At 66.7% G+C, this 16997-nt stretch carries 19 protein-coding genes; 10 read left to right on the plus strand and 9 right to left on the minus strand.

All coding sequences use genetic code 11. From position 1 onward, the window contains the following. The first annotated feature begins 82 nt into the window (after window positions 1–82). Both RJT48_RS05810 and RJT48_RS05815 read left to right on the plus strand, forming a co-directional pair. Window positions 83–766, plus strand: coding sequence for a CehA/McbA family metallohydrolase (locus tag RJT48_RS05810; protein WP_311171295.1), 684 nt, complete (start codon window positions 83–85; stop codon window positions 764–766). A 42-nt stretch (window positions 767–808) separates the two neighbouring features. Continuing rightward, a complete protein-coding gene (locus tag RJT48_RS05815) occupies window positions 809–1969 on the plus strand; it encodes an asparagine synthase C-terminal domain-containing protein (RefSeq protein WP_425604703.1) in 1161 nt (386 codons plus the stop codon). Here RJT48_RS05815 and RJT48_RS05820 read toward each other — a convergent pair. Further along, window positions 1966–2469, minus strand: a complete 504-nt coding sequence (locus RJT48_RS05820) for an NUDIX hydrolase (RefSeq protein WP_311171297.1) — start codon at window positions 2467–2469, stop codon at window positions 1966–1968. The genes RJT48_RS05815 and RJT48_RS05820 overlap by 4 nt on opposite strands. Window positions 2470–2607: 138 nt before the next feature. On the opposite strand from RJT48_RS05820, the gene RJT48_RS05825 reads away from it, so the two are divergent. From RJT48_RS05825 to RJT48_RS05850, 6 genes are all read left to right on the plus strand, one after another. Next, window positions 2608–2973 carry a winged helix-turn-helix domain-containing protein gene (locus RJT48_RS05825; protein WP_311171298.1) on the plus strand — a complete coding sequence of 122 codons (366 nt, stop codon included), beginning with the start codon at window positions 2608–2610 and terminating at the stop codon, window positions 2971–2973. A 4-nt stretch (window positions 2974–2977) separates the two neighbouring features. After that, window positions 2978–3304, plus strand: a complete 327-nt coding sequence (locus tag RJT48_RS05830; RefSeq protein WP_311171299.1) for a type II toxin-antitoxin system PemK/MazF family toxin — start codon at window positions 2978–2980, stop codon at window positions 3302–3304. Window positions 3305–3412: 108 nt separating this feature from the next. Further along, on the plus strand, window positions 3413–3691 hold the full coding sequence (gatC, locus tag RJT48_RS05835; protein ID WP_311171300.1) for an Asp-tRNA(Asn)/Glu-tRNA(Gln) amidotransferase subunit GatC: 279 nt from the start codon (window positions 3413–3415) through the stop codon (window positions 3689–3691). Then, a complete protein-coding gene (gene gatA, locus RJT48_RS05840; protein ID WP_311171301.1) occupies window positions 3691–5007 on the plus strand; it encodes an Asp-tRNA(Asn)/Glu-tRNA(Gln) amidotransferase subunit GatA in 1317 nt (438 codons plus the stop codon). The genes gatC and gatA overlap by 1 nt, the downstream gene beginning before the upstream one ends. A 189-nt stretch (window positions 5008–5196) precedes the next feature. Next, window positions 5197–5877 carry a potassium channel family protein gene (locus RJT48_RS05845; protein ID WP_311171302.1) on the plus strand — a complete coding sequence of 227 codons (681 nt, stop codon included), beginning with the start codon at window positions 5197–5199 and terminating at the stop codon, window positions 5875–5877. After that, window positions 5877–7526 (plus strand): TrkH family potassium uptake protein, encoded by a 1650-nt coding sequence (locus RJT48_RS05850; protein ID WP_311171303.1) that lies wholly within the window; start codon window positions 5877–5879, stop codon window positions 7524–7526. The genes RJT48_RS05845 and RJT48_RS05850 overlap by 1 nt, the downstream gene beginning before the upstream one ends. Window positions 7527–7802: 276 nt before the next feature. Here RJT48_RS05850 and RJT48_RS05855 read toward each other — a convergent pair whose 3' ends face one another. The 4 genes from RJT48_RS05855 to RJT48_RS05870 all read right to left on the minus strand — a co-directional run bounded on the left by RJT48_RS05855 (window position 7803) and on the right by RJT48_RS05870 (window position 11738). Continuing rightward, window positions 7803–8009, minus strand: a complete 207-nt coding sequence (locus RJT48_RS05855; protein WP_311171304.1) for a cold-shock protein — start codon at window positions 8007–8009, stop codon at window positions 7803–7805. Window positions 8010–8139: 130 nt separating this feature from the next. Further along, window positions 8140–9747 (minus strand): TrkH family potassium uptake protein, encoded by a 1608-nt coding sequence (locus tag RJT48_RS05860; protein WP_311171305.1) that lies wholly within the window; start codon window positions 9745–9747, stop codon window positions 8140–8142. Next, window positions 9744–11081 carry a Trk system potassium transporter TrkA gene (trkA, locus tag RJT48_RS05865; protein ID WP_311171306.1) on the minus strand — a complete coding sequence of 446 codons (1338 nt, stop codon included), beginning with the start codon at window positions 11079–11081 and terminating at the stop codon, window positions 9744–9746. The genes RJT48_RS05860 and trkA overlap by 4 nt, the downstream gene beginning before the upstream one ends. Before the next feature lie 123 nt (window positions 11082–11204). Further along, window positions 11205–11738 (minus strand): type II toxin-antitoxin system RatA family toxin, encoded by a 534-nt coding sequence (locus tag RJT48_RS05870; RefSeq protein WP_311171307.1) that lies wholly within the window; start codon window positions 11736–11738, stop codon window positions 11205–11207. Window positions 11739–11818: 80 nt separating this feature from the next. On the opposite strand from RJT48_RS05870, the gene RJT48_RS05875 reads away from it, so the two are divergent. After that, on the plus strand, window positions 11819–12703 hold the full coding sequence (locus RJT48_RS05875) for a DUF7551 domain-containing protein (RefSeq protein ID WP_311171308.1): 885 nt from the start codon (window positions 11819–11821) through the stop codon (window positions 12701–12703). A 53-nt stretch (window positions 12704–12756) separates the two neighbouring features. Here RJT48_RS05875 and RJT48_RS05880 read toward each other — a convergent pair whose 3' ends face one another. After that, window positions 12757–13761: a sensor histidine kinase gene (locus RJT48_RS05880; protein ID WP_311171309.1), complete on the minus strand. Its 1005-nt coding sequence runs from the start codon at window positions 13759–13761 to the stop codon at window positions 12757–12759. A 279-nt stretch (window positions 13762–14040) separates the two neighbouring features. On the opposite strand from RJT48_RS05880, the gene coaBC reads away from it, so the two are divergent. Continuing rightward, a complete protein-coding gene (gene coaBC / locus RJT48_RS05885; RefSeq protein WP_311171310.1) occupies window positions 14041–15270 on the plus strand; it encodes a bifunctional phosphopantothenoylcysteine decarboxylase/phosphopantothenate--cysteine ligase CoaBC in 1230 nt (409 codons plus the stop codon). A gap of 89 nt (window positions 15271–15359) precedes the next feature. Here the strand turns inward: coaBC and RJT48_RS05890 are convergent, their stop codons facing one another. The 3 genes from RJT48_RS05890 to RJT48_RS05900 all read right to left on the minus strand — a co-directional run bounded on the left by RJT48_RS05890 (window position 15360) and on the right by RJT48_RS05900 (window position 16946). Continuing rightward, window positions 15360–15629, minus strand: coding sequence for a hypothetical protein (locus RJT48_RS05890; protein WP_311171311.1), 270 nt, complete (start codon window positions 15627–15629; stop codon window positions 15360–15362). Continuing rightward, a complete protein-coding gene (locus tag RJT48_RS05895) occupies window positions 15629–16381 on the minus strand; it encodes an acetoacetate decarboxylase family protein (RefSeq protein WP_311171312.1) in 753 nt (250 codons plus the stop codon). Before RJT48_RS05895 ends, RJT48_RS05890 begins: the two co-directional genes overlap by 1 nt. A gap of 76 nt (window positions 16382–16457) precedes the next feature. Next, on the minus strand, window positions 16458–16946 hold the full coding sequence (locus RJT48_RS05900; protein ID WP_311171313.1) for an Lrp/AsnC family transcriptional regulator: 489 nt from the start codon (window positions 16944–16946) through the stop codon (window positions 16458–16460). Between the last annotated feature and the right edge of the window lie 51 nt (window positions 16947–16997).

Raw genomic sequence — 16997 nt, forward strand, 5'->3', positions numbered from 1 at the left:
CGGTGGGGACGGAAGGCCGACCGGAGGCGATCGGACGGGGCGGATCGGACCGCTTTTTTAATCACGGTGAGAACGGACGCCCGTGCTATCGGTCGAGCTGCACGCCCACTCGTCGCTCTCGTACGACGGTCGCGACCCCGTCGAGCTACTGTTAGCGCAGGCGGAGGCGGTCGGCCTCGACGCGCTCGCGGTGACCGACCACGACGAGATCGACGCGAGCCTCGAAGCCGCCGAGCTGGCCCCTGAATACGGGCTCGTCGGCATTCCAGGGATGGAGGTGACGTCGGCGGCGGGACACGTTCTCGCGTTCGGGATCGACGAACTCGTGCCAGCCGGTCTCTCCTACGACGAGACACTCACGCGCATTCACGAGCAGGGCGGGATCGCGGTCGTCCCGCATCCGTTTCAGTCGTCGCGACACGGCGTCGCGGCGCAGATCAGCCGCGATCAGCTCGCCGAAGCGGACGCGATCGAGGTGTACAATTCCCGGCTCTTCACCGGCTGGGCGAATCGAAAAGCCGAGCGCTTTGCGACCGCCCGAGGACTCCCGAAGACCGCCGGTAGCGACGCCCACATCGGAGAGATGGTCGGACAGGCCGTCACCGAGGTGGGAACCGACGACCGGTCGGTCGAAGGAATCCTCGATGCGATCGTCGAGGGGAAGACGAGCGTGGTCGGGAGCCGGACCCCCTGGCGGATCTCCTTTCGGCAGTTCGGCGGCGGCATCAGACGACGGATCGAGCGCACGGTCTCGGAATTCCTGTAGATGTCCCGGGAGGCCGGCCCTGCAGCGGGATCGGGCGAGACGATCGACGGGACAGATCCCGGAACAGTCCGCGACGCGATCGAGACCCGCGATCCGCTACCGGGGACGGCCGGGTTCGCGGGTGTCGTCGACGGTCAGTTCGTTCGCGACGTCCTCGGTCGCCGTCCGCTCTTCGTCGACGCCGACGACCCCGGCGAGTGGGCGTTCGAACGCCGGACGCTCGGGGATCCGAAATCCGTGTCCCCGGGGACCGTGCGCGCGCTCGATGGATTCGAAGAGAGCAGTGGGTCCGAATATAGCGCCCCCGAGGACTGCTTCTGGGCGCTGCCGAGTCCCGATCCAGTGTCGGACGCCGACGACGCAGTCGCCGCAGTCCGGGCAGCGGTGCTCGATCGGACTCGGGCGATCGGAGCCAGTGGCGAAAGCGACGGCAGCCAATCCGACGACGTCGCCGTCGCCTTCTCCGGCGGCATCGACTCGGCAGTGGTCGCCGCGGGCGTCCCGGACGCCCCCTGCTACGTCGCCGGCTTCGAGGGCTGTCACGACGTCGCGGCCGCCCGCAACGCCGCGGCAGCGATGAATCGGGATCTCCGCGTGGTCGAACTCACTCACGACGACATCCGGGAGGGGGTGCCGGAACTCGTCGACGTCCTGGGTCGGACGAACCCGATGGACCTCTCGATCGCGCTCCCGCTGGTCCGCGTCGCCGGGCGCGCCGCCGCCGACGGCTTCGACCGCCTCGCACTCGGCCAGGGAGCGGACGAACTGTTCGGCGGCTACGCGAAGGTGAGCAAGGCCCCGGAGGACCCGCGCGTCGAAGCGGACACCGTCCGCGGCGCACGCCGCGAACTGCTCGGGACGATCCCGGACCAGGCCGAGCGCGACGTGCTCGCGCTCCGATCCGCGGGCGTCGAACCCGTCACGCCGCTGCTCCACGACGACGTCGTCGCCGCGGCGCTGGCACTCCCGGGGGACCTCCTCGTCGACGGCGACCGGCGGAAGGTCGCCCTCAGAGAAGCGGCTCGCGGCGTCGTTCCCGACTCGGTTCGGACGGCCGACAAGAAGGCCGTCCAGTACGGGACGTACGTCTCCCGCGAACTGGACCGATTGGCCCGACAGGCCGGGTTCAAACGCCGGATGGAGAACCACGTCGAGCGGTACGTCCGCTCGCTCGTCGACGGCGGCGAGCCCGAAATCGACTAGTCAGCGTCGGCTCCGGAATCGGCGTCCGCCAGGGTTTCTGCCGCATCGATTGCCTCCAGCGCAAACTGCACCGTGTCGGGATCGATGTCGCTCGCCCGCAGGTCCGTCTCGTCGTACCACGTCCAGGCCTCGGGGTCGGCCTCGTCGTCGCCGTCGGGGTCGATCTCACGGGAATCGACCCGGGCGTAGTAGACGTGGTCGATGTGCTGGTGACCGGCGGTGCCGTCGTCGTGAACGTTGACGTCGTACAGCATCTGCTTTCGAGGCTGCGGGAGCGTTCGGCCGGCCGGTGCGCCGACGGGTGTTGTCTCATCGAGCAGTGTCGGATCGAGTCCCGTCTCCTCGCGGACCTCGCGCAGGCCGGCCTCGTGGGGGAGTTCGTCCCGGTCGATGTGCCCCCCAGGTGGAATCCGGATGCCGAGCCGATCGTGTCGGTGCAGGGCGACCGCTCCGCTCTCAACGATGTAGACCGTCGCCGTGAAGTGACGGGTCGTCTCCATACACGGGTGTCCCGCGGCAGTGACGTGTCTCTTACTGTCTGCGTTCGCTGCTCCAGAGAGAACGACCGACCAGGAGGACTCCAAGTGGGTAAATGGGGTTCCGAAATACTAATGCAGTTTGAATACAGTAGTCGTACTATGCCGGTAGACTTCGAGACGCACACACCTGGCGATTCGCGGGTAGATCTCTCGGAGGGAACGAACGCCCGGGTTATCCTCGAGTTCCTTCTCGAGAACAGGGGAATCGGCTACACTCCCCGGGAGTTAGCCGAGGAGACCGACATCCCACGGGGGAGTATCGGCCCGACGCTCCAGCGACTCGAAGACGCCGGCCTCGTCCGTCACAAAGAGCCGTACTGGGCGGCAGCCGAAGACGACCGCCTCGCTGCGGCGGCAGCCTCAGTCATCGGACTTCAGACGATCGCCTCCCGATACAAGGACGACTGGTACGCGAACAACGAAGGGTGGGAAGACGACCTCCCCGACCTGAGCGACGAGGCGTGATCGAATGGCGTACTCACAGGGAGCGATCGTCCTCGCGACTGACCCGTTCGGACAGACAGCGACGCGTCCGTATCTGATTCTGTCGAACAGTACCCACCCGTTCCACGGCGAGGAGTACGTCGCGGCCGTGATAACGACGACGGCTCGGGACGAAGCGATCGAACTGACTCCAGAGCGGATCAAGCGGGGGCAGCTCCCGCGGCAGTCATACGTCTCACCGTGGTCCGTCACGACGCTCAAGGAGACGATGGTCAGCCAACAGCCGGCGGAAGCGACCGAGCAGACCGTCGATACTGCTCGTCAAGAGTTGAACGACTACCTGCGAACGTGAGGAGGGTACGGGATCACAGGCGTCGCGTTCGCCACGAGACCATAACACCGCTTCGGGGGTCGAGAGCGCACCGAAACCCTTACTCCCGGGCCACGGTTCCTGTCGGGTATGAGCGAGACGTCCGTCGACAGCGAGGAGGTCAAGCGCGTTGCCGACTTGGCGCGTGTCGACCTCGAGGACGACGAGGTCGACGCGTTCACGGCGCAGTTCGCGGAGATCTTAGAGTACTTCGAGGCCCTCGACGAGGTGCCCGAAGTCGAGGCCGAGGCGGACCTGGTGAACGTGATGCGGACCGACGAAGTCGAGGAGAGCCTCGATCAGGACGAGGCCCTCGAAAACGCCGCCGAGACCGAGGACGGCTTCTTCAAGGGGCCGCGGGTGTCGTGATGAGCCTGAACGCGTTCATCACCGAGACGACAATCGAAGGCGACGAGGAGGGCCCGCTGGCTGGCAAGACGGTCGCGGTGAAGGACAACATCAGCACCGAGGGCGTCCGGACGACCTGCGGGTCGGCGATGCTGGAGTCGTATGTCCCGCCCTACGACGCGACGGTCGTCGAGCATCTGAAAGCCGCCGGCGCGACGATCGTCGGCAAGGCGAATATGGACGAGTTCGGGATGGGCGGAACGACCGAGACTTCAGCGTACGGCCCGGTGAAAAATCCCGTCGACGAAGCGCACGTCCCCGGCGGCTCCTCGGGTGGGTCGGCGGCCGCCGTTGCCGCGGGCGAGGCCGACCTCGCTTTGGGGTCGGACACGGGCGGCTCCGTCCGCAACCCGGCGGCGTTCTGCGGCGTCGTCGGCATCAAGCCCACCTACGGGCTGGTGTCCCGCTACGGCCTCGTCGCCTACGCGAACTCCCTCGAACAGATCGGACCGCTCGCAGGAACGGTCGAGGACGCCGCCGCGCTCCTCGACGTCATCGCCGGCCCCGACCCGAACGACGCGACGACCCGCTTCGACAGCGGTGGTGGGACAGGCGAAGAATCTGACGGCAACTCGACTCACCCCGCGACCGAGGCGTCCTACGCCGCGGCGGCCGACGGCGACGTGGAGGGCACGACGATCGGCGTCATCACCGACCTGCTCGACGGCGCGGACGACCGAGTCGTCGAGACGTTCGAGGCCGCCCTCGACGATCTGCGGTCACAGGGCGCAGAGACAGTCGAGGTGTCGCTGGACTCCGTCGAACACGCCGTGCAGGCGTACTACGTCATCGCGATGTCGGAGGCCTCCTCGAACCTCGCCCGCTTCGATGGCGTCCGCTATGGAACCTCCGGGGGCTACGAGGGCAACTGGAACGACGCCTTCGCCCGGGCCCGAGAGGATGGATTCGGCGAGGAGGTCAAGCGCCGCATCCTGCTCGGGACGTACGCACTCTCGGCGGGCTATCACGACAAGTACTACAAGAAGGCCCAGGACGCTCGCGCGTGGGTGAAACAGGACTTCGATGCCGCCTTCGAGCGCGCGGACGTGCTCGCGACGCCGACGATGCCCGTGCTCCCGCCGCGGCTGGGAGAGAGCCTCGACGACCCGCTGCAACTGTACCTGATGGACGCGAACACCGTCCCGGTCAACCTCGCGAACCTGCCCGCGATCTCCGTCCCCGCCGGGGACGCCGACGGACTCCCCGTGGGGCTGCAGCTCATCGGACCGAAATTCGGCGAAGCGGCGATCGTGCGGGCGGCGTCGGCGGTCGAATAGACGATTCTATGGACGGCGTCGGCGGTCGAATAGGCGACCGTGCGGGCGGCACGACGGTCGAATGATTCTCCGGCCTCGATTCTGACCGCGGTCCCTTCCCGCTCGGTCCGCCGTAACCGATGTCGCGATCCGAACACCACAGGAACGGTACGTTTTCAACGGCGGCGGTCGGATCGTCGACAGGTCCGAATGTACATCATCGTCGTCGGTGCCGGAAGCACCGGCACGCCACTCGCGGAGATCGCCACCGAGGGCGGCAACGAGGTCGTCGTCATCGAGCGGGACCCCGAGAAAGCCGAGGCTGCCGCAAGCGAGTTCGACTGTCTCGTCTTGAACGACGACGCGACCGAAAAGGAGACGCTCGTCGACGCCGGGGCCGACCGCGCGGATGCGATCATCTCGACGACCGACGTCGATGCGACGAACATTATGATCTGTCTCCTCTCGAAGGAACTCGAAATACCGACCGTGGTCTCCGTGGTCGCAAACCCCGAGCATATGAATCTCTACCGGCAGATCGGCGTGAATACGATGGAGAACCCACAGCGGCTGATCGCGGAGTATCTCTACCGCGCGGTCAAAAACCCCTCCATCGAGGACTACATGCGGATCGGCGAGGAGGCGGAGGTCTTCGAGATCCGCGTCGAGGAAGACGCGCCTGTTACCGGGATGACCATCGATCAGGCCGCACAGTCGGGCCATCTCCAGGGCGATATGCTCATCGTCGCGATCGAACGCGACGGCGAGGGAGACCCGATCACGCCGCGCGGCGCGACGACTGTGAAGGGGGGTGATCTCCTGACCGTCTATTCCGCGGAGGGGGTGACACCCGAGGTGACTGACGTGTTCGGGCACTTCGAGGACCACTGATGTCGTCGCCGGCCACCCGACGATCGCCCCGTTGGCGTACGGATATCGCCACGATCGCCCGGGACGTCGGCTCGTTGCTGACGATGGAAGCCACCCTGATGACGGTCTCTGTGCTCGTCGCGGCCGTCTTCCGTGAGTGGTACGTCGCGGCCGCGTTCCTCGTCTCGGGTGGGATCACGGCGGTGGTCGGACTCGGTGCGCGCCGCGCGTTCGCGGACGCCCCCAACCCGCTGATGAAACACGGGATGATCATCGCGGCCGGCGGGTGGCTGATGACCGCCGTCTTCGGGTCGCTTCCCTTCCTGCTGTCCGCACTCTTCGTTCCCCCGGACGTCGCCGCCGCGTACGTCCCCCAGGGAGCGACGTACGCGCAATCGAGTCTCACGTACTTCGCGAATCCGCTGCACGCCTTCTTCGAGAGTATGAGCGGCTGGACCGGCAGCGGCCTGACGATGGCCGTCCACGAGCCGTCGCTCCCGCGCGGGATCCAGTGGTGGCGCTCGCTCATCCAGTGGGTCGGCGGCGTCGGCGTGATCGTCCTCACGGTCTCGATCCTCGCCCGGCCGGGCAGCGGCAGTTACGCGCTCTACCGATCGGAAGCCCGCGAGAAGAAGATCCACCCGAGCATCGTCTCGACGGTCCGGACCGTCTGGAAGATCTTTCTCGGCTACACGCTCCTCTCGATTTTCGTCCTCTTCGTCGCGATCCGACTTTCGGCCTACGGCTCGACCCTCCCGCTCGGAGAGGCGGCCTGGCAGGCGCTCAATCACGCGATGACCGGCCTCTCGACCGGCGGATTCTCCGTCACCGACAACTCGATCGCGACGTACGACTCGCCGCTCATCGAGGGGGTCCTGCTGCCGGTGATGAGCCTCGGTGCCATCGCCTTCCCCGTCCACTACGCGGTCCTGAAGGACCGCGAGATCGGCCTGTTCGGGACGGACGTCCAGACGCGGTGGCTGCTTCTCCTCCTCGGTGCGGGCGTGGTCGCGCTCTCCGTGCAGAACATCAGTTCGCTGCCGGCCACGCAGGGGGCATTCGACGGTACCACGGCGGGATTCGGCCTCGACTCGCTCACGGTCGACGCCACGCGCGATTCGACGTTCCAGTGGGTCAGCGCACTCACCTGTACCGGCTTCCAGTCCGCGCCGATCGGCCGGTGGTCCGCAGGCGGGAAAGTGCTCGTGTCGGGGGCGATGGTCCTCGGCGGCGCCGCCGGATCGACCGTCGGCGGCATCAAGATCATCCGCGGCTACGTGATCGGGCGCGGTATCAAGTGGCAGTTCCGCCGCGTGTTCCTGCCGGCCAGCGCCGTCGTGGGCGTCCGGTTGAACGGCCGCCGACTGGACCGAGAGGAAATGGAACGGGAGTTCTCCGAGGCGGCTATCGTGACGATCCTGTGGCTCGTCGTGTTGGTGGCGTCGAGTCTCGTCTTGGTCAACCTCGTCGGCGCCGACTTCGGCTACGCCGACGCGCTCTTCGAGGTCGCCTCTGCGCAGGGTAACGTGGGGCTCTCGACGGGAATTACCGGCCCGACGATGCCCCCCGTCGCCGAGGCGATGTTCCTGCTGAACATGTGGATCGGCCGCCTGGAGATCATCCCGATCCTCGTCTTCGCCCGCGCGCTCCTCTACGGACTCGATCCGTGACCCGCGATCGGGACTGTCGAGCGGGCGTTCTGGCGGTGTCACCAGTCCGGGATCCCGGGAGGGCACCAGTCCGGGATCTCGGGTGAGGTTTCTGATCGCTGTCGACACTCCGTGGTGGGAAATCGGCAGCCGAAGCGTCAGAGAGCAGTTGCCACTCCCAGGAGAGATCAAGGTATCAGTCGGTCAGAACAGAGAATGCAGAGCCGTCGGCTCTCGGTCGTAGCTTCGTGAAAATCGAGTTAGGTCGTCGCTATGAACGACGGGATATCTCGGTAGTTACTGCCGAACGACGTTCGCTGCGCGAGGCCCCTTGGGAGAGGACTCGATCTCGAACTCGACCTCAGTACCTTCCGTGAGGTCCTCGCCGCCAACGTCTTCCATGTGGAAGAACACGTCTTCGTCGTCGTCGAGGTCGCCGTCGTCAGTCGAAATGAAACCGTAGCCGCCAGTGTCGTTGAAGAAATCAACCTTTCCGTTTGCCATTGCAAACAAACATAGTGCCGGACGCGGGATAACCCTTCCGAGAGTCGCGGTACCACGACCCGTCAGCCCGCGCAGGACCCGTTGCTCCTCGTTCGGGAGCGATGGCGAGGAACGGAAGCGGGAGCGACGGTCAGCGTCGCCAGTACTCGGGCGTCAGCAACACCAACACGGGGATGATCTCCAGTCGCCCGATCCACATCAGCACGAACATGAAGAGCTTCCCGGCGTCCGAAAAGGCGAGATAGCTCCCCATCGGCCCGACGACACCGAAGCCCGGCCCGACGTTCCCGAGGGTGGCGGCCGTCGCGGACATCAGCTCTAACACAGTGAGTTCCAGACCGACCCGCAGCGAATCGAGGAACAACAGCCCGGCCGCGACGAAAAAGAGCACGAGATACAGGAGCGTGAAGGCGTAGATCCCCCGGATCGCGCGTTCGTCGATCGTGTGGCCGCCGAGGCGGACCGGGCGGATGGCTTCGGGGTGCGCGGTGGTGAAAAGCTCACGCCGGATCGATTTGAGGATGACGTACCAGCGGACGATCTTCACCGCTCCGCCCGTCGATCCCGCCGAGCCGCCGATGAACATCGCGAAGAAGAGCAGATACTGCGCGGGTGCACCCCACGTGTTGAAGTCCATATTCGCGTAGCCGGTGGTCGTCACGATCGAGACCGCCTGGAAGGCGGCATAGCGGAGCGACGGCTCCAGTTGGCCGGAGATCTGCGAACTGAACGTTTCGAGATACGCCGTGTCGAACGTCCCCTCGACAGGGGCGGTACTGACGAAGCCGCTGCCCCCGAAGAGGACCGCAGCCACGATGGCCGTGACGACGGCCAGGGCCCCCAGGTAGAATTTGAACTCCGAGTCGCGGATCATCTTCCCCGAGTCGCCGGTGAGCACGTGCCAGAAGAGCGCGAAGTTCGTCCCCGCGGCGACCATGAAGGGAATGATGATCCACTGGGCGGTCGCGCTGAACGCCTCGATGCTCCGCGCTTCGGGGGAGAACCCGCCCGTCGGCATCGTCGTCAGCCCGTGAGCAACCGCGTTGTACAGCGTCATCGCGGGGTCGATCCCGACCACGGATAGCGAGTACAAAAGGAAGATTTCGAGCAGCGTGAGCGCGAGGTACGCCCCCCACAGCGCCCGCGCGGTCTCGGCGATGCGTGGCGTGAGTTTCTCGATGCCGGGCCCTGGCGCCTCCGCGTCCATCAACTGGGCCCCGCCCACCGAGAGTTCCGGGAGGATCGCGACCGCGAGGACGACGATTCCCATCCCGCCGAGCCACTGGGTGAGTTGCCGCCACAGCATAATTGATCGCGTATGGGACTCGAAGGAGATGTCGCCCAGCACCGTCGCCCCGGTGGTGGTGAACCCGCTCATCGTCTCGAAGAGCGCGTTCGCCGGGTTCGCGAGCGTCGATTCGGGGTGGATCGGGGCCACGAGCGGCGGGACGCCGTGGGCCTCGATCAGGTAGGGGACCGCCCCCACGACGGCGACGGCACCCCAGGTCACCGCCACCATCAGAAAGCCCTCGCGGGCGCGGAGGTCCGGGTCGGGCTCCAGCCGTTCGAGGCCCACACCGAGGGCGATGGTCAGGACCATCGTCGCGACGAACGGCACGACCGTCTCCCCGTAGTAGAGCGCGACCACGAGCGGGAGACACAGCGGGACGGCGAGATACTTCAGGACTGAGCCGACGAGGCTGAGGCTCGCCCGGACGTCGACACGGAGCGCGTTCATAGTTGTGCGGTGACGCCGTCCAGCACGTCGATCCCGCCGAAGAGCACCACGTGATCACCGACTTCGATGACGGTATCGCCACGGGGAGTGACGTACTCCCGGTCGCGCGTGATGGCGCCGATGACGATGCCGTCGGGGAGATCACCCATCGACTCGCGGATCGGCCGCCCGGCGAGGACGCTCTCCTCGCCGATCTCGATTTCGAGGACTTCCGCCTTGTCCGATTCGATGAGGGCGATGTTCTCGGCGTCGTCCTCGCGGGTGAATCGCGAGATCTCCTCGGCGACGACGCCCCGGGGGCTCACGCCCACGTCGACGCCGACGGTCTCGAAGAGGTCGACGTACTCGCCGGTGTCGATGATGGCGATCGTCCGCTCGACGCCCATCCGCTCGGCCAGAAGGGAGACCAGCAAGTTCTTCTCGTCGGAGTCCAGCGTCGAGACGACGATGTCGGCGTCGCCGACGTGTTCGCGCTCCAGGAACTCGATGTCGGTGGCGTCCGATTTCATCACGACGGTCCCGGGCAACTCCTCGGCGAGTTCGCGGGCGCGCTCCTCGTCCCGTTCGACGAGTCGCGGCTTGAAGCCCCGTTCCTCCAGCAGGCGCGCGATGTGGTAGCCGATCTCCGAGCCGCCGATGATGACCACCTCTTCGGCGGCACCGGCGGTCTCCTCGGGATCGACCGAGCGGGCGAACTCCTGGACGCTCTCCGGAGAGCCGATGACGACCGCGCGGTCGCCGGCCTCGACGACGGTCTTCCCGCGGGCGATCTCCACACACCCGTTCCGCAGGATGGCGACGAACGTCAGCGAGTCGAACCGGTCGGCTTCCTCGACGGTCTGGCCCGCGATCGGACTGCCCTCGTCGACCTCGAACTCGGCCATCTGCACCTTCCCGCCCGCAAACGGATCGACGTCGCGGGCGGCGGGGAGGCCGATCATCCGGACGATCGACTCCGCCGCGAGCAAGTTCGTACAGACCATAAAGTCGACGCCGAAAGCCCGCTCGGAGCCCTCCCAGGTCCGGAGGTACTCGGTCTGTTTGACCCGGGCGATCGTGAACGCCCCGGAGACCGCCTTCACCGTCGAACAGATCACCAGATTCGTCTCGTCGTCGTCGGTCGAAGCGATCACCATGTCCGCGTCGTCGATGCCGGCCTCCTCGAGTGTCGACACCGACGTGCCGTCGCCGGTGACAGCCAGGACGTCGAGCGAGTAGTTCAACTCCTCGACCCGGTCGCCGTCGCAGTCGACGACGATCACGTCGTGTTCGTCGGCCAGATCGGCGGCGATACTCGATCCGACCTGCCCCGCGCCGACAATGATCACGCGCACGGAGACTCACCCGGATTCATTCTTTTGCATGCTGCCCGCCGAGGGGGTATCCATCTTTCGGCATCGGGCCAGCACCGTGTGTCGGCCCCACACGGTCGACGGGTGAATCCGCTGTCGCGTCGCTCAGGATCGCCGCTCGACGGTCAGATCGACGGGACGGGGGGATCCTTCGAGGTCCGCGACGACGCGCTCGACGAGGCGCTCGGCCTCGCTCGTGATCGCGGGTTTGATCCGATCGACAACCCACCCGAGGGAGACAAACCGCGGGAGATCGACGCTCCTCTCGTTTGCCGATCCGGGATCGTAGGTGACCTCGAAGGAGACCCGCGAGGCAGCCTCGGCCTCGTCGGGGGCGTCGTCGGGGAGTTCGTCGAGTGCCTCGATCCGCCAGCGGCCGCCGGCGTCGAGGTTCTTCACGATCTCCCACTCGATGCGTTCGGGCGGGTCGACCTCGGTGACCGCCGATTCGACGGTGTAAGTGAGTTTCCACCACGCAAACCGCAGCGCGTAGCGCGTGCCCGCGCCGCCGTCCCCCTGCCGCCGCACGACGTTCCGCAGGTGCTTCGAGTATTTGGTGTAGCGCGGGAAATCGACGAGAAAGTCGTAGACCTCTCTGGCCGGTAAATAGACCACCGTGCTCACGACGAGTTCGTCCACACCGGCCCCTGGGAGGTACGGTTAAAAAGCGTTGTCGCCGATCGGAACGTACTTGTCGCAGAGCGATCATATCACAGACGATGGTTGGGACGACGCTTCTGGATATCCGCCGGCACGTCGACGGGCTGGCAGCGCCCGAAGGACCGTATGCGGTGGTCTGCGGGCGGACGGGCTGTGAACCCTCACCGGTGTCCGGACTCCGGTTCGGCGAGCGGGACACGGCCGCAGAAGCAGCGGACGCAGCGACCGAGTACCGCGCGACGCTCCGGCAGTACGACCCGCAGGTCCCCTTCTACGAACCGCTGGTCCACGACGTCGCCAACGGGCCGAACGGTGTCGCAACCGCCGCGGACGCGGACACGCGGCTCCGCTACCTCTCCTTCTGTCACGACGTGGCTGGCGCAACTCTCGAAGCGTTCTCGGAGGTCGGGCTTCGGGAGGTCGAGTCGGCGGCGATGGAGACGTACCTCACGCTCGCGGAGGTCGTCGCCGACCGCGACGACTTCTGTCTCACGATGCTGTGGAGCCTGACGAGCGAACTTGCAGCGCGCACAGACCGTGCCGAACAGGTCCCGGTTGTCGAGGTCGCTGCCGCATCGCTCCGCTGCGCCGACGGGCGGGCGTCGCTCCGCCCCGAGGAAGGCATCCGCGCGGCGATCGAGAGCCTCGAAACCGTCGGGTTCGTCGGGTCCGGGACTGTCACGCCCGCGGCCGACGGCGACGGCTGGACGGTCACGCTCGGCGACTACGCTCTCGCCGAGCGGACGGGGCGGCTGCCCACGCTCCCGCTGTCGATCGCGATCGCCCGCAGGCTGCCGGAGACGACCTTCCGGTTCGCGTCGGCGACCCCGCTCGGCGACCGTCGCTGGCAACTCACCGTCGAAACCGGCGGCCAACCGGGCGGGCTCGCCTCGGTCGACGCCACCGACGACGAGCGGCTCTACGAGCCCGGATCGGAGTACTGACTGGCTGGAGTTCGGACGTATTCTCGGGGACCGAGTTCCGAACTGGGTCCCGCTCACGAGCCGACGCCGGTGATCTCGAACCGCGCGCCCCCCTCGTCGCTCTCGGTGACGTCGACCTCCCAGCCGTGGGCGCCCACGATTTCGGCCACGATGGCGAGTCCGAACCCCGTCCCGTCGCTTGCGGTGGTGTAGCCGCTCTCGAACACGTCCCCGCGCTTGTCCTGGGAGATTCCGGGGCCGTCGTCGGCGACGTAGAAGCCATCCGCCAGTTCGCCCACGGTGATCCTGACGTCGTCGCCACCGTGCTCGATGGCGTTTCTGAAGAGGTTCTCCAGCAACTGTTGCAGCCGGCTCCGGTCGGCCTCGATCGTCCGGTCCGCATCCACGACCAGGGAGGCGTCGGCCGTCGCGACGTTGTCCCAGCACCGCTCGCTCACGGTCGCGAGGTCGACAGGTTCGATCTCCTCGATCTCCTCGCCCTGCCGGGCGAGCGTCAGGAGATCGTCGATCAGCGTGTCCATCCGGTCGAGCGACCGGTCGATCGGTTCGAGATGTTCGCTATCACACTCCTCGGCGGCCAGTTCGAGTCGGCCCTCGGCGACGTTGAGCGGGTTCCGCAGGTCGTGGCTGACGACGCTGAGGAACTGGTCCAGCTGTTCGTTCTTCGCGGCGAGATCCTCGTTCGCGCGCTTCAGCCGCGCAGAGTAGAGTCCGACGAGTGCGCCGACGGCGGCGCCAGTTCCCAGCGACGCCACGATCGCGAGCAGGAACGACGTGTCGAACGTCCGGCTGAGCACCCCGAACCAGAACCCGACGACGAGGAACGTGAGGAGCCCGTAGCCCGTCCATCGGAGGATGGTGCGCCCGAATCGATCCGTTCGCTCGTCGGCCGCGTACCGACCGTAGGCGATCAGGCTCACGCCGATGAGACACGGAACGGTCGTCTGGGCGAGGCTGGCCCGGAGTGACGCCGTCGCAACGAGGCTGGCGACGACTGTCGCAAACAGAATCACGCCACCGACGACGACGAGCGGATTGCGCCACGGTTTGAGGTCCATTACAAGATCTGATAGGTTCGTGTTACAGTGTTCTTTGTACGCCGGCAACTCTCCGTCCGGAGCTCTCTCAAAGCGGTCTACCCGGTAACCTGGCGTAGACACCGTCCCTTGATATCGCAGGTGTTCAGTTCCAGTATGTGATAATCGGCCGGACGGTATACATATCCCCCGCAGCGACCGGTGCGTACTGGGTGCAGCTGACGGGCGCCGTGTAGACGCGAGATCCCCCGCCGATGGGACACCGGGGAGTTTTACACCGCCCGCGCCGAACTGCGATCGATGTTAGACGGCGTCAACGTCGCACTCGGGATCTCGGGGAGTATCGCCGCCGTGAAGGTGGTCGAACTCGCCCACGAGCTGCGGCGCCACGGTGCCACGGTTCGCGGGGTGATGACCGAGAGCGCACAGGGGATCATCCACCCCTGGGCCGTCGAGTTCGCGACCGACGGGGAGGTCGTGACGGAACTCACCGGCCGGGTCGAGCACGTGGAACTCTGCGGCCGGGACGGCTGGGCGGACGTCCTCCTGGTCGCGCCCGCGACGGCGAACACCGTCGGAAAGGTCGCGAGCGCAGTCGACGACACGCCAGTCACGACCTGTGCGACGACCGCCCTCGGCGCGGACGTGCCCGTGGTCGTCGCGCCCGCGATGCACGAGCCGATGTACGACCACCCGGGCGTGCTGGACGCCATCGAGCGCGTCGAATCGTGGGGCGTCGACTTCGTCGACCCCCGGATCGAAGAGGGGAAGGCGAAGATCGCAAGCGAGGAAGCGATCGTGACCGCGGTCGCCCGCGCGACGACCGACGACACGCTCGCGGGACGGCGGGTCGTCGTCACCTCGGGGGCGACCGCCGAGTCGATCGACCCCGTGCGGATCATCACGAACCGCGCCTCGGGGAAGACCGGCCGCGCCGTCGCCCGCGCGTGTCACGTCCGCGGCGCCGACGTCACGCTCGTCCACGACGGCGGCGACGTCCACTACGCGGAGACGGTCACGGTCGAATCGGCCGCCGAGATGCACGATGCGACGCTGGCGGCCGTCGGCCGAGGCGAGGGCGACGAGCAAGAGCAGGGCGACGTCGACGACCGGGAGCGGGCCGCGATCAACGACCGGGAGCGGGCCGATGCGCTCGTGTCGGCGGCCGCCATCTCGGATTACACCGTCGAGGCCGCCGCGGAGAAGCTCCGCTCGGGCGAGGAGCGGACGCTCACGCTCGAACCGACGCCGAAACTCCTCGACGACGTCCGGGAGACTCATCCCGACCTCCCGATCGTGGGCTTCAAAGCCGAGACGTCGGGCGACGACGACGCGATGATCGAGGCCGCACGCGGGATTTTGCACCGGACCGACCTCGCCTTCGTCGTCGCCAACGACGCCTCGGTGATGGGCAAAGAGGAGACGCGGACGCTGTTCGTCGACGCCGACGACGCCGTCGACTTCGCGGGGACGAAGACCGAACTCGGCGCTGAGATCGCCGCACGGTTGGCCGCGACGCTCGACCGTTGAGACTGCTTACTCTCACGTTTTACCGCCGAGCGCCATCCCCGTTGGCGACGCTCGGGGGGAAGAGACGAGCGAAATCAGTATGAGACGGATCAGGTCCGTGCGGCCCGGTTTGCGTCCGCGATCACCTTGTAGACGAACCCGATGAGGCCGCCCAGAACCGCCACGAACCCGACGAGGAACAGACCCGCCGCGAGCAGTTGCCCGAGGAACCCGCCGCCGCCCCCGCGGAGGGCCAGCCCCGACGCGAACCACCCGGCCAAAAGCAGCGCCACGTAGCCGCCGAGCACGACAGCGTAGAGGATCGCCAGTTCCCGGCTGAGGGCGTACGCGAGCGCCTCGCGCGCAGTGACAGCGCTCATCAGCTGGCCCCCACTGGTTTGCCGGCCGGAAACCGCAAGCGCCCCTCGCCAAAGAGCCGGGCAAACGCCCTGTCGCCGAGGTCGAGGCTTCGGAGTGTCTCGGCCTTCGGGTGCTCACCCAGCGTGAGCGAGAATGCGGTCGTGTAGGGCCACAGGCCCATTTCACCGACCATATCGGCTTCGATCCGCAGGAGCGTCTCGTCCTGCACGGCGTACGTGATCAGGGTGTCGTCGCGAGGGATCATCGGCGGCCGCTCGACCGCGAACGTGAGCAGGTGGTCGCCGTCGACCGTCACCCGCGTTCGTCGCCGTCCGTCTCGCTCCTCGATATCGATGTCGGCGACCACCTTCGGATACCCCCACAGTTCGTCGCCGAACGCCCGGGCGGACTCTGTCGTTACCGGCATATACCACACGTAGGTCTCGGTCCGCAGGAGCGGCGAGACGTAGGGGATCCCCGCCGGATCGCCCGCGGTCGCGCTTATCATCAGCGCGAACTCGTCGTAGTCCGCCAGTGCGCCGCCGCCGACATTTCGGTGCTGGGCACCCATCAGCCAGACCGCTGCGGTCCCGAGGCCCGCGCGGACGGGCGACAGTCCCGGCGGCAACAGTCCGGCGGCGGCATCCCAGTCTGCCGGCAGGATGACGCTGCTGATCGTACTGTCGATCGGGACCGGGAATTCGAGGGTCTGCCCCGTCGAGAGCGTGACCGCGTCGGCGTCTGTCGGATCGTGTCGTTCGGTTCCACGCATAGAACTGTGTTACGTATTATCACAATTCTATTTGCCGGTGGAGGTGGGTCTCCACCGCGATCGCTCCGCAGAGATTCTATTGATCGTTGTCAGCGTCGCCGACGCCCTCGGCGAACGGGCTGTAGGGGTTGGTGTACTCGTTGCGGATGATCTCCTCCTCGACGATCTCGAAGCCGAGCGAACTGAGTTCGCGGCCGATCCGGCTCAGGTCGTCGCTGTCGCGGCCGACGGCGGTGATGTGGACGTTCTCCTCGCCGGTCATAATCTCCCGGACGGAGATCACGCCCTCGACGTCGAGTGCTTCTTCCGCCAGCCGTTCGCGCTCGGGGATGGGAGCGGTACAGAAGATGATCGTGTAGAGCTGATAGCCCATCCGCTCGTAGTCGACGTCGACGTGGGTGCCGCGGATGATCCCCGCCGATTCGAGCTTCGAGAGCCGGTTGCGGACCGTGCTGGCCGAGACGCCCTTCGCCTCGGCGATGTCGCTGCTGGAGGTATGTCGCGCGTCACGCTGGAGCGCGTAGACAATGTATCGGTCGAGGTCGTCGAGGTCGACTGCGGCCATACACTGTGTGCATATCGTACACTAAATATGTGTTATGTTCTGCCGTATCCG

This window comes from Halobellus ordinarius (assembly GCF_031823395.1).
In the GTDB taxonomy this organism is placed as follows: domain Archaea; phylum Halobacteriota; class Halobacteria; order Halobacteriales; family Haloferacaceae; genus Haloquadratum; species Haloquadratum ordinarius.

Bases quoted from the DNA above. Each gene is read 5' to 3' on its own strand.
- RJT48_RS05820 (WP_311171297.1), bottom strand. From the start codon at position 2,469: ATGGAGACGACCCGTCACTTCACGGCGACGGTCTACATCGTTGAGAGC.
- RJT48_RS05825 (WP_311171298.1), top strand. From the start codon at position 2,608: ATGCCGGTAGACTTCGAGACGCACACACCTGGCGATTCGCGGGTAGAT.
- RJT48_RS05830 (WP_311171299.1), top strand. From the start codon at position 2,978: ATGGCGTACTCACAGGGAGCGATCGTCCTCGCGACTGACCCGTTCGGA.
- gatC (WP_311171300.1), top strand. From the start codon at position 3,413: ATGAGCGAGACGTCCGTCGACAGCGAGGAGGTCAAGCGCGTTGCCGAC.
- gatA (WP_311171301.1), top strand. From the start codon at position 3,691: ATGAGCCTGAACGCGTTCATCACCGAGACGACAATCGAAGGCGACGAG.
- RJT48_RS05845 (WP_311171302.1), top strand. From the start codon at position 5,197: ATGTACATCATCGTCGTCGGTGCCGGAAGCACCGGCACGCCACTCGCG.
- RJT48_RS05850 (WP_311171303.1), top strand. From the start codon at position 5,877: ATGTCGTCGCCGGCCACCCGACGATCGCCCCGTTGGCGTACGGATATC.
- RJT48_RS05855 (WP_311171304.1), bottom strand. From the start codon at position 8,009: ATGGCAAACGGAAAGGTTGATTTCTTCAACGACACTGGCGGCTACGGT.
- RJT48_RS05860 (WP_311171305.1), bottom strand. From the start codon at position 9,747: ATGAACGCGCTCCGTGTCGACGTCCGGGCGAGCCTCAGCCTCGTCGGC.
- RJT48_RS05875 (WP_311171308.1), top strand. From the start codon at position 11,819: ATGGTTGGGACGACGCTTCTGGATATCCGCCGGCACGTCGACGGGCTG.
- RJT48_RS05880 (WP_311171309.1), bottom strand. From the start codon at position 13,761: ATGGACCTCAAACCGTGGCGCAATCCGCTCGTCGTCGTCGGTGGCGTG.
- coaBC (WP_311171310.1), top strand. From the start codon at position 14,041: ATGTTAGACGGCGTCAACGTCGCACTCGGGATCTCGGGGAGTATCGCC.
- RJT48_RS05890 (WP_311171311.1), bottom strand. From the start codon at position 15,629: ATGAGCGCTGTCACTGCGCGCGAGGCGCTCGCGTACGCCCTCAGCCGG.
- RJT48_RS05895 (WP_311171312.1), bottom strand. From the start codon at position 16,381: ATGCGTGGAACCGAACGACACGATCCGACAGACGCCGACGCGGTCACG.
- RJT48_RS05900 (WP_311171313.1), bottom strand. From the start codon at position 16,946: ATGGCCGCAGTCGACCTCGACGACCTCGACCGATACATTGTCTACGCG.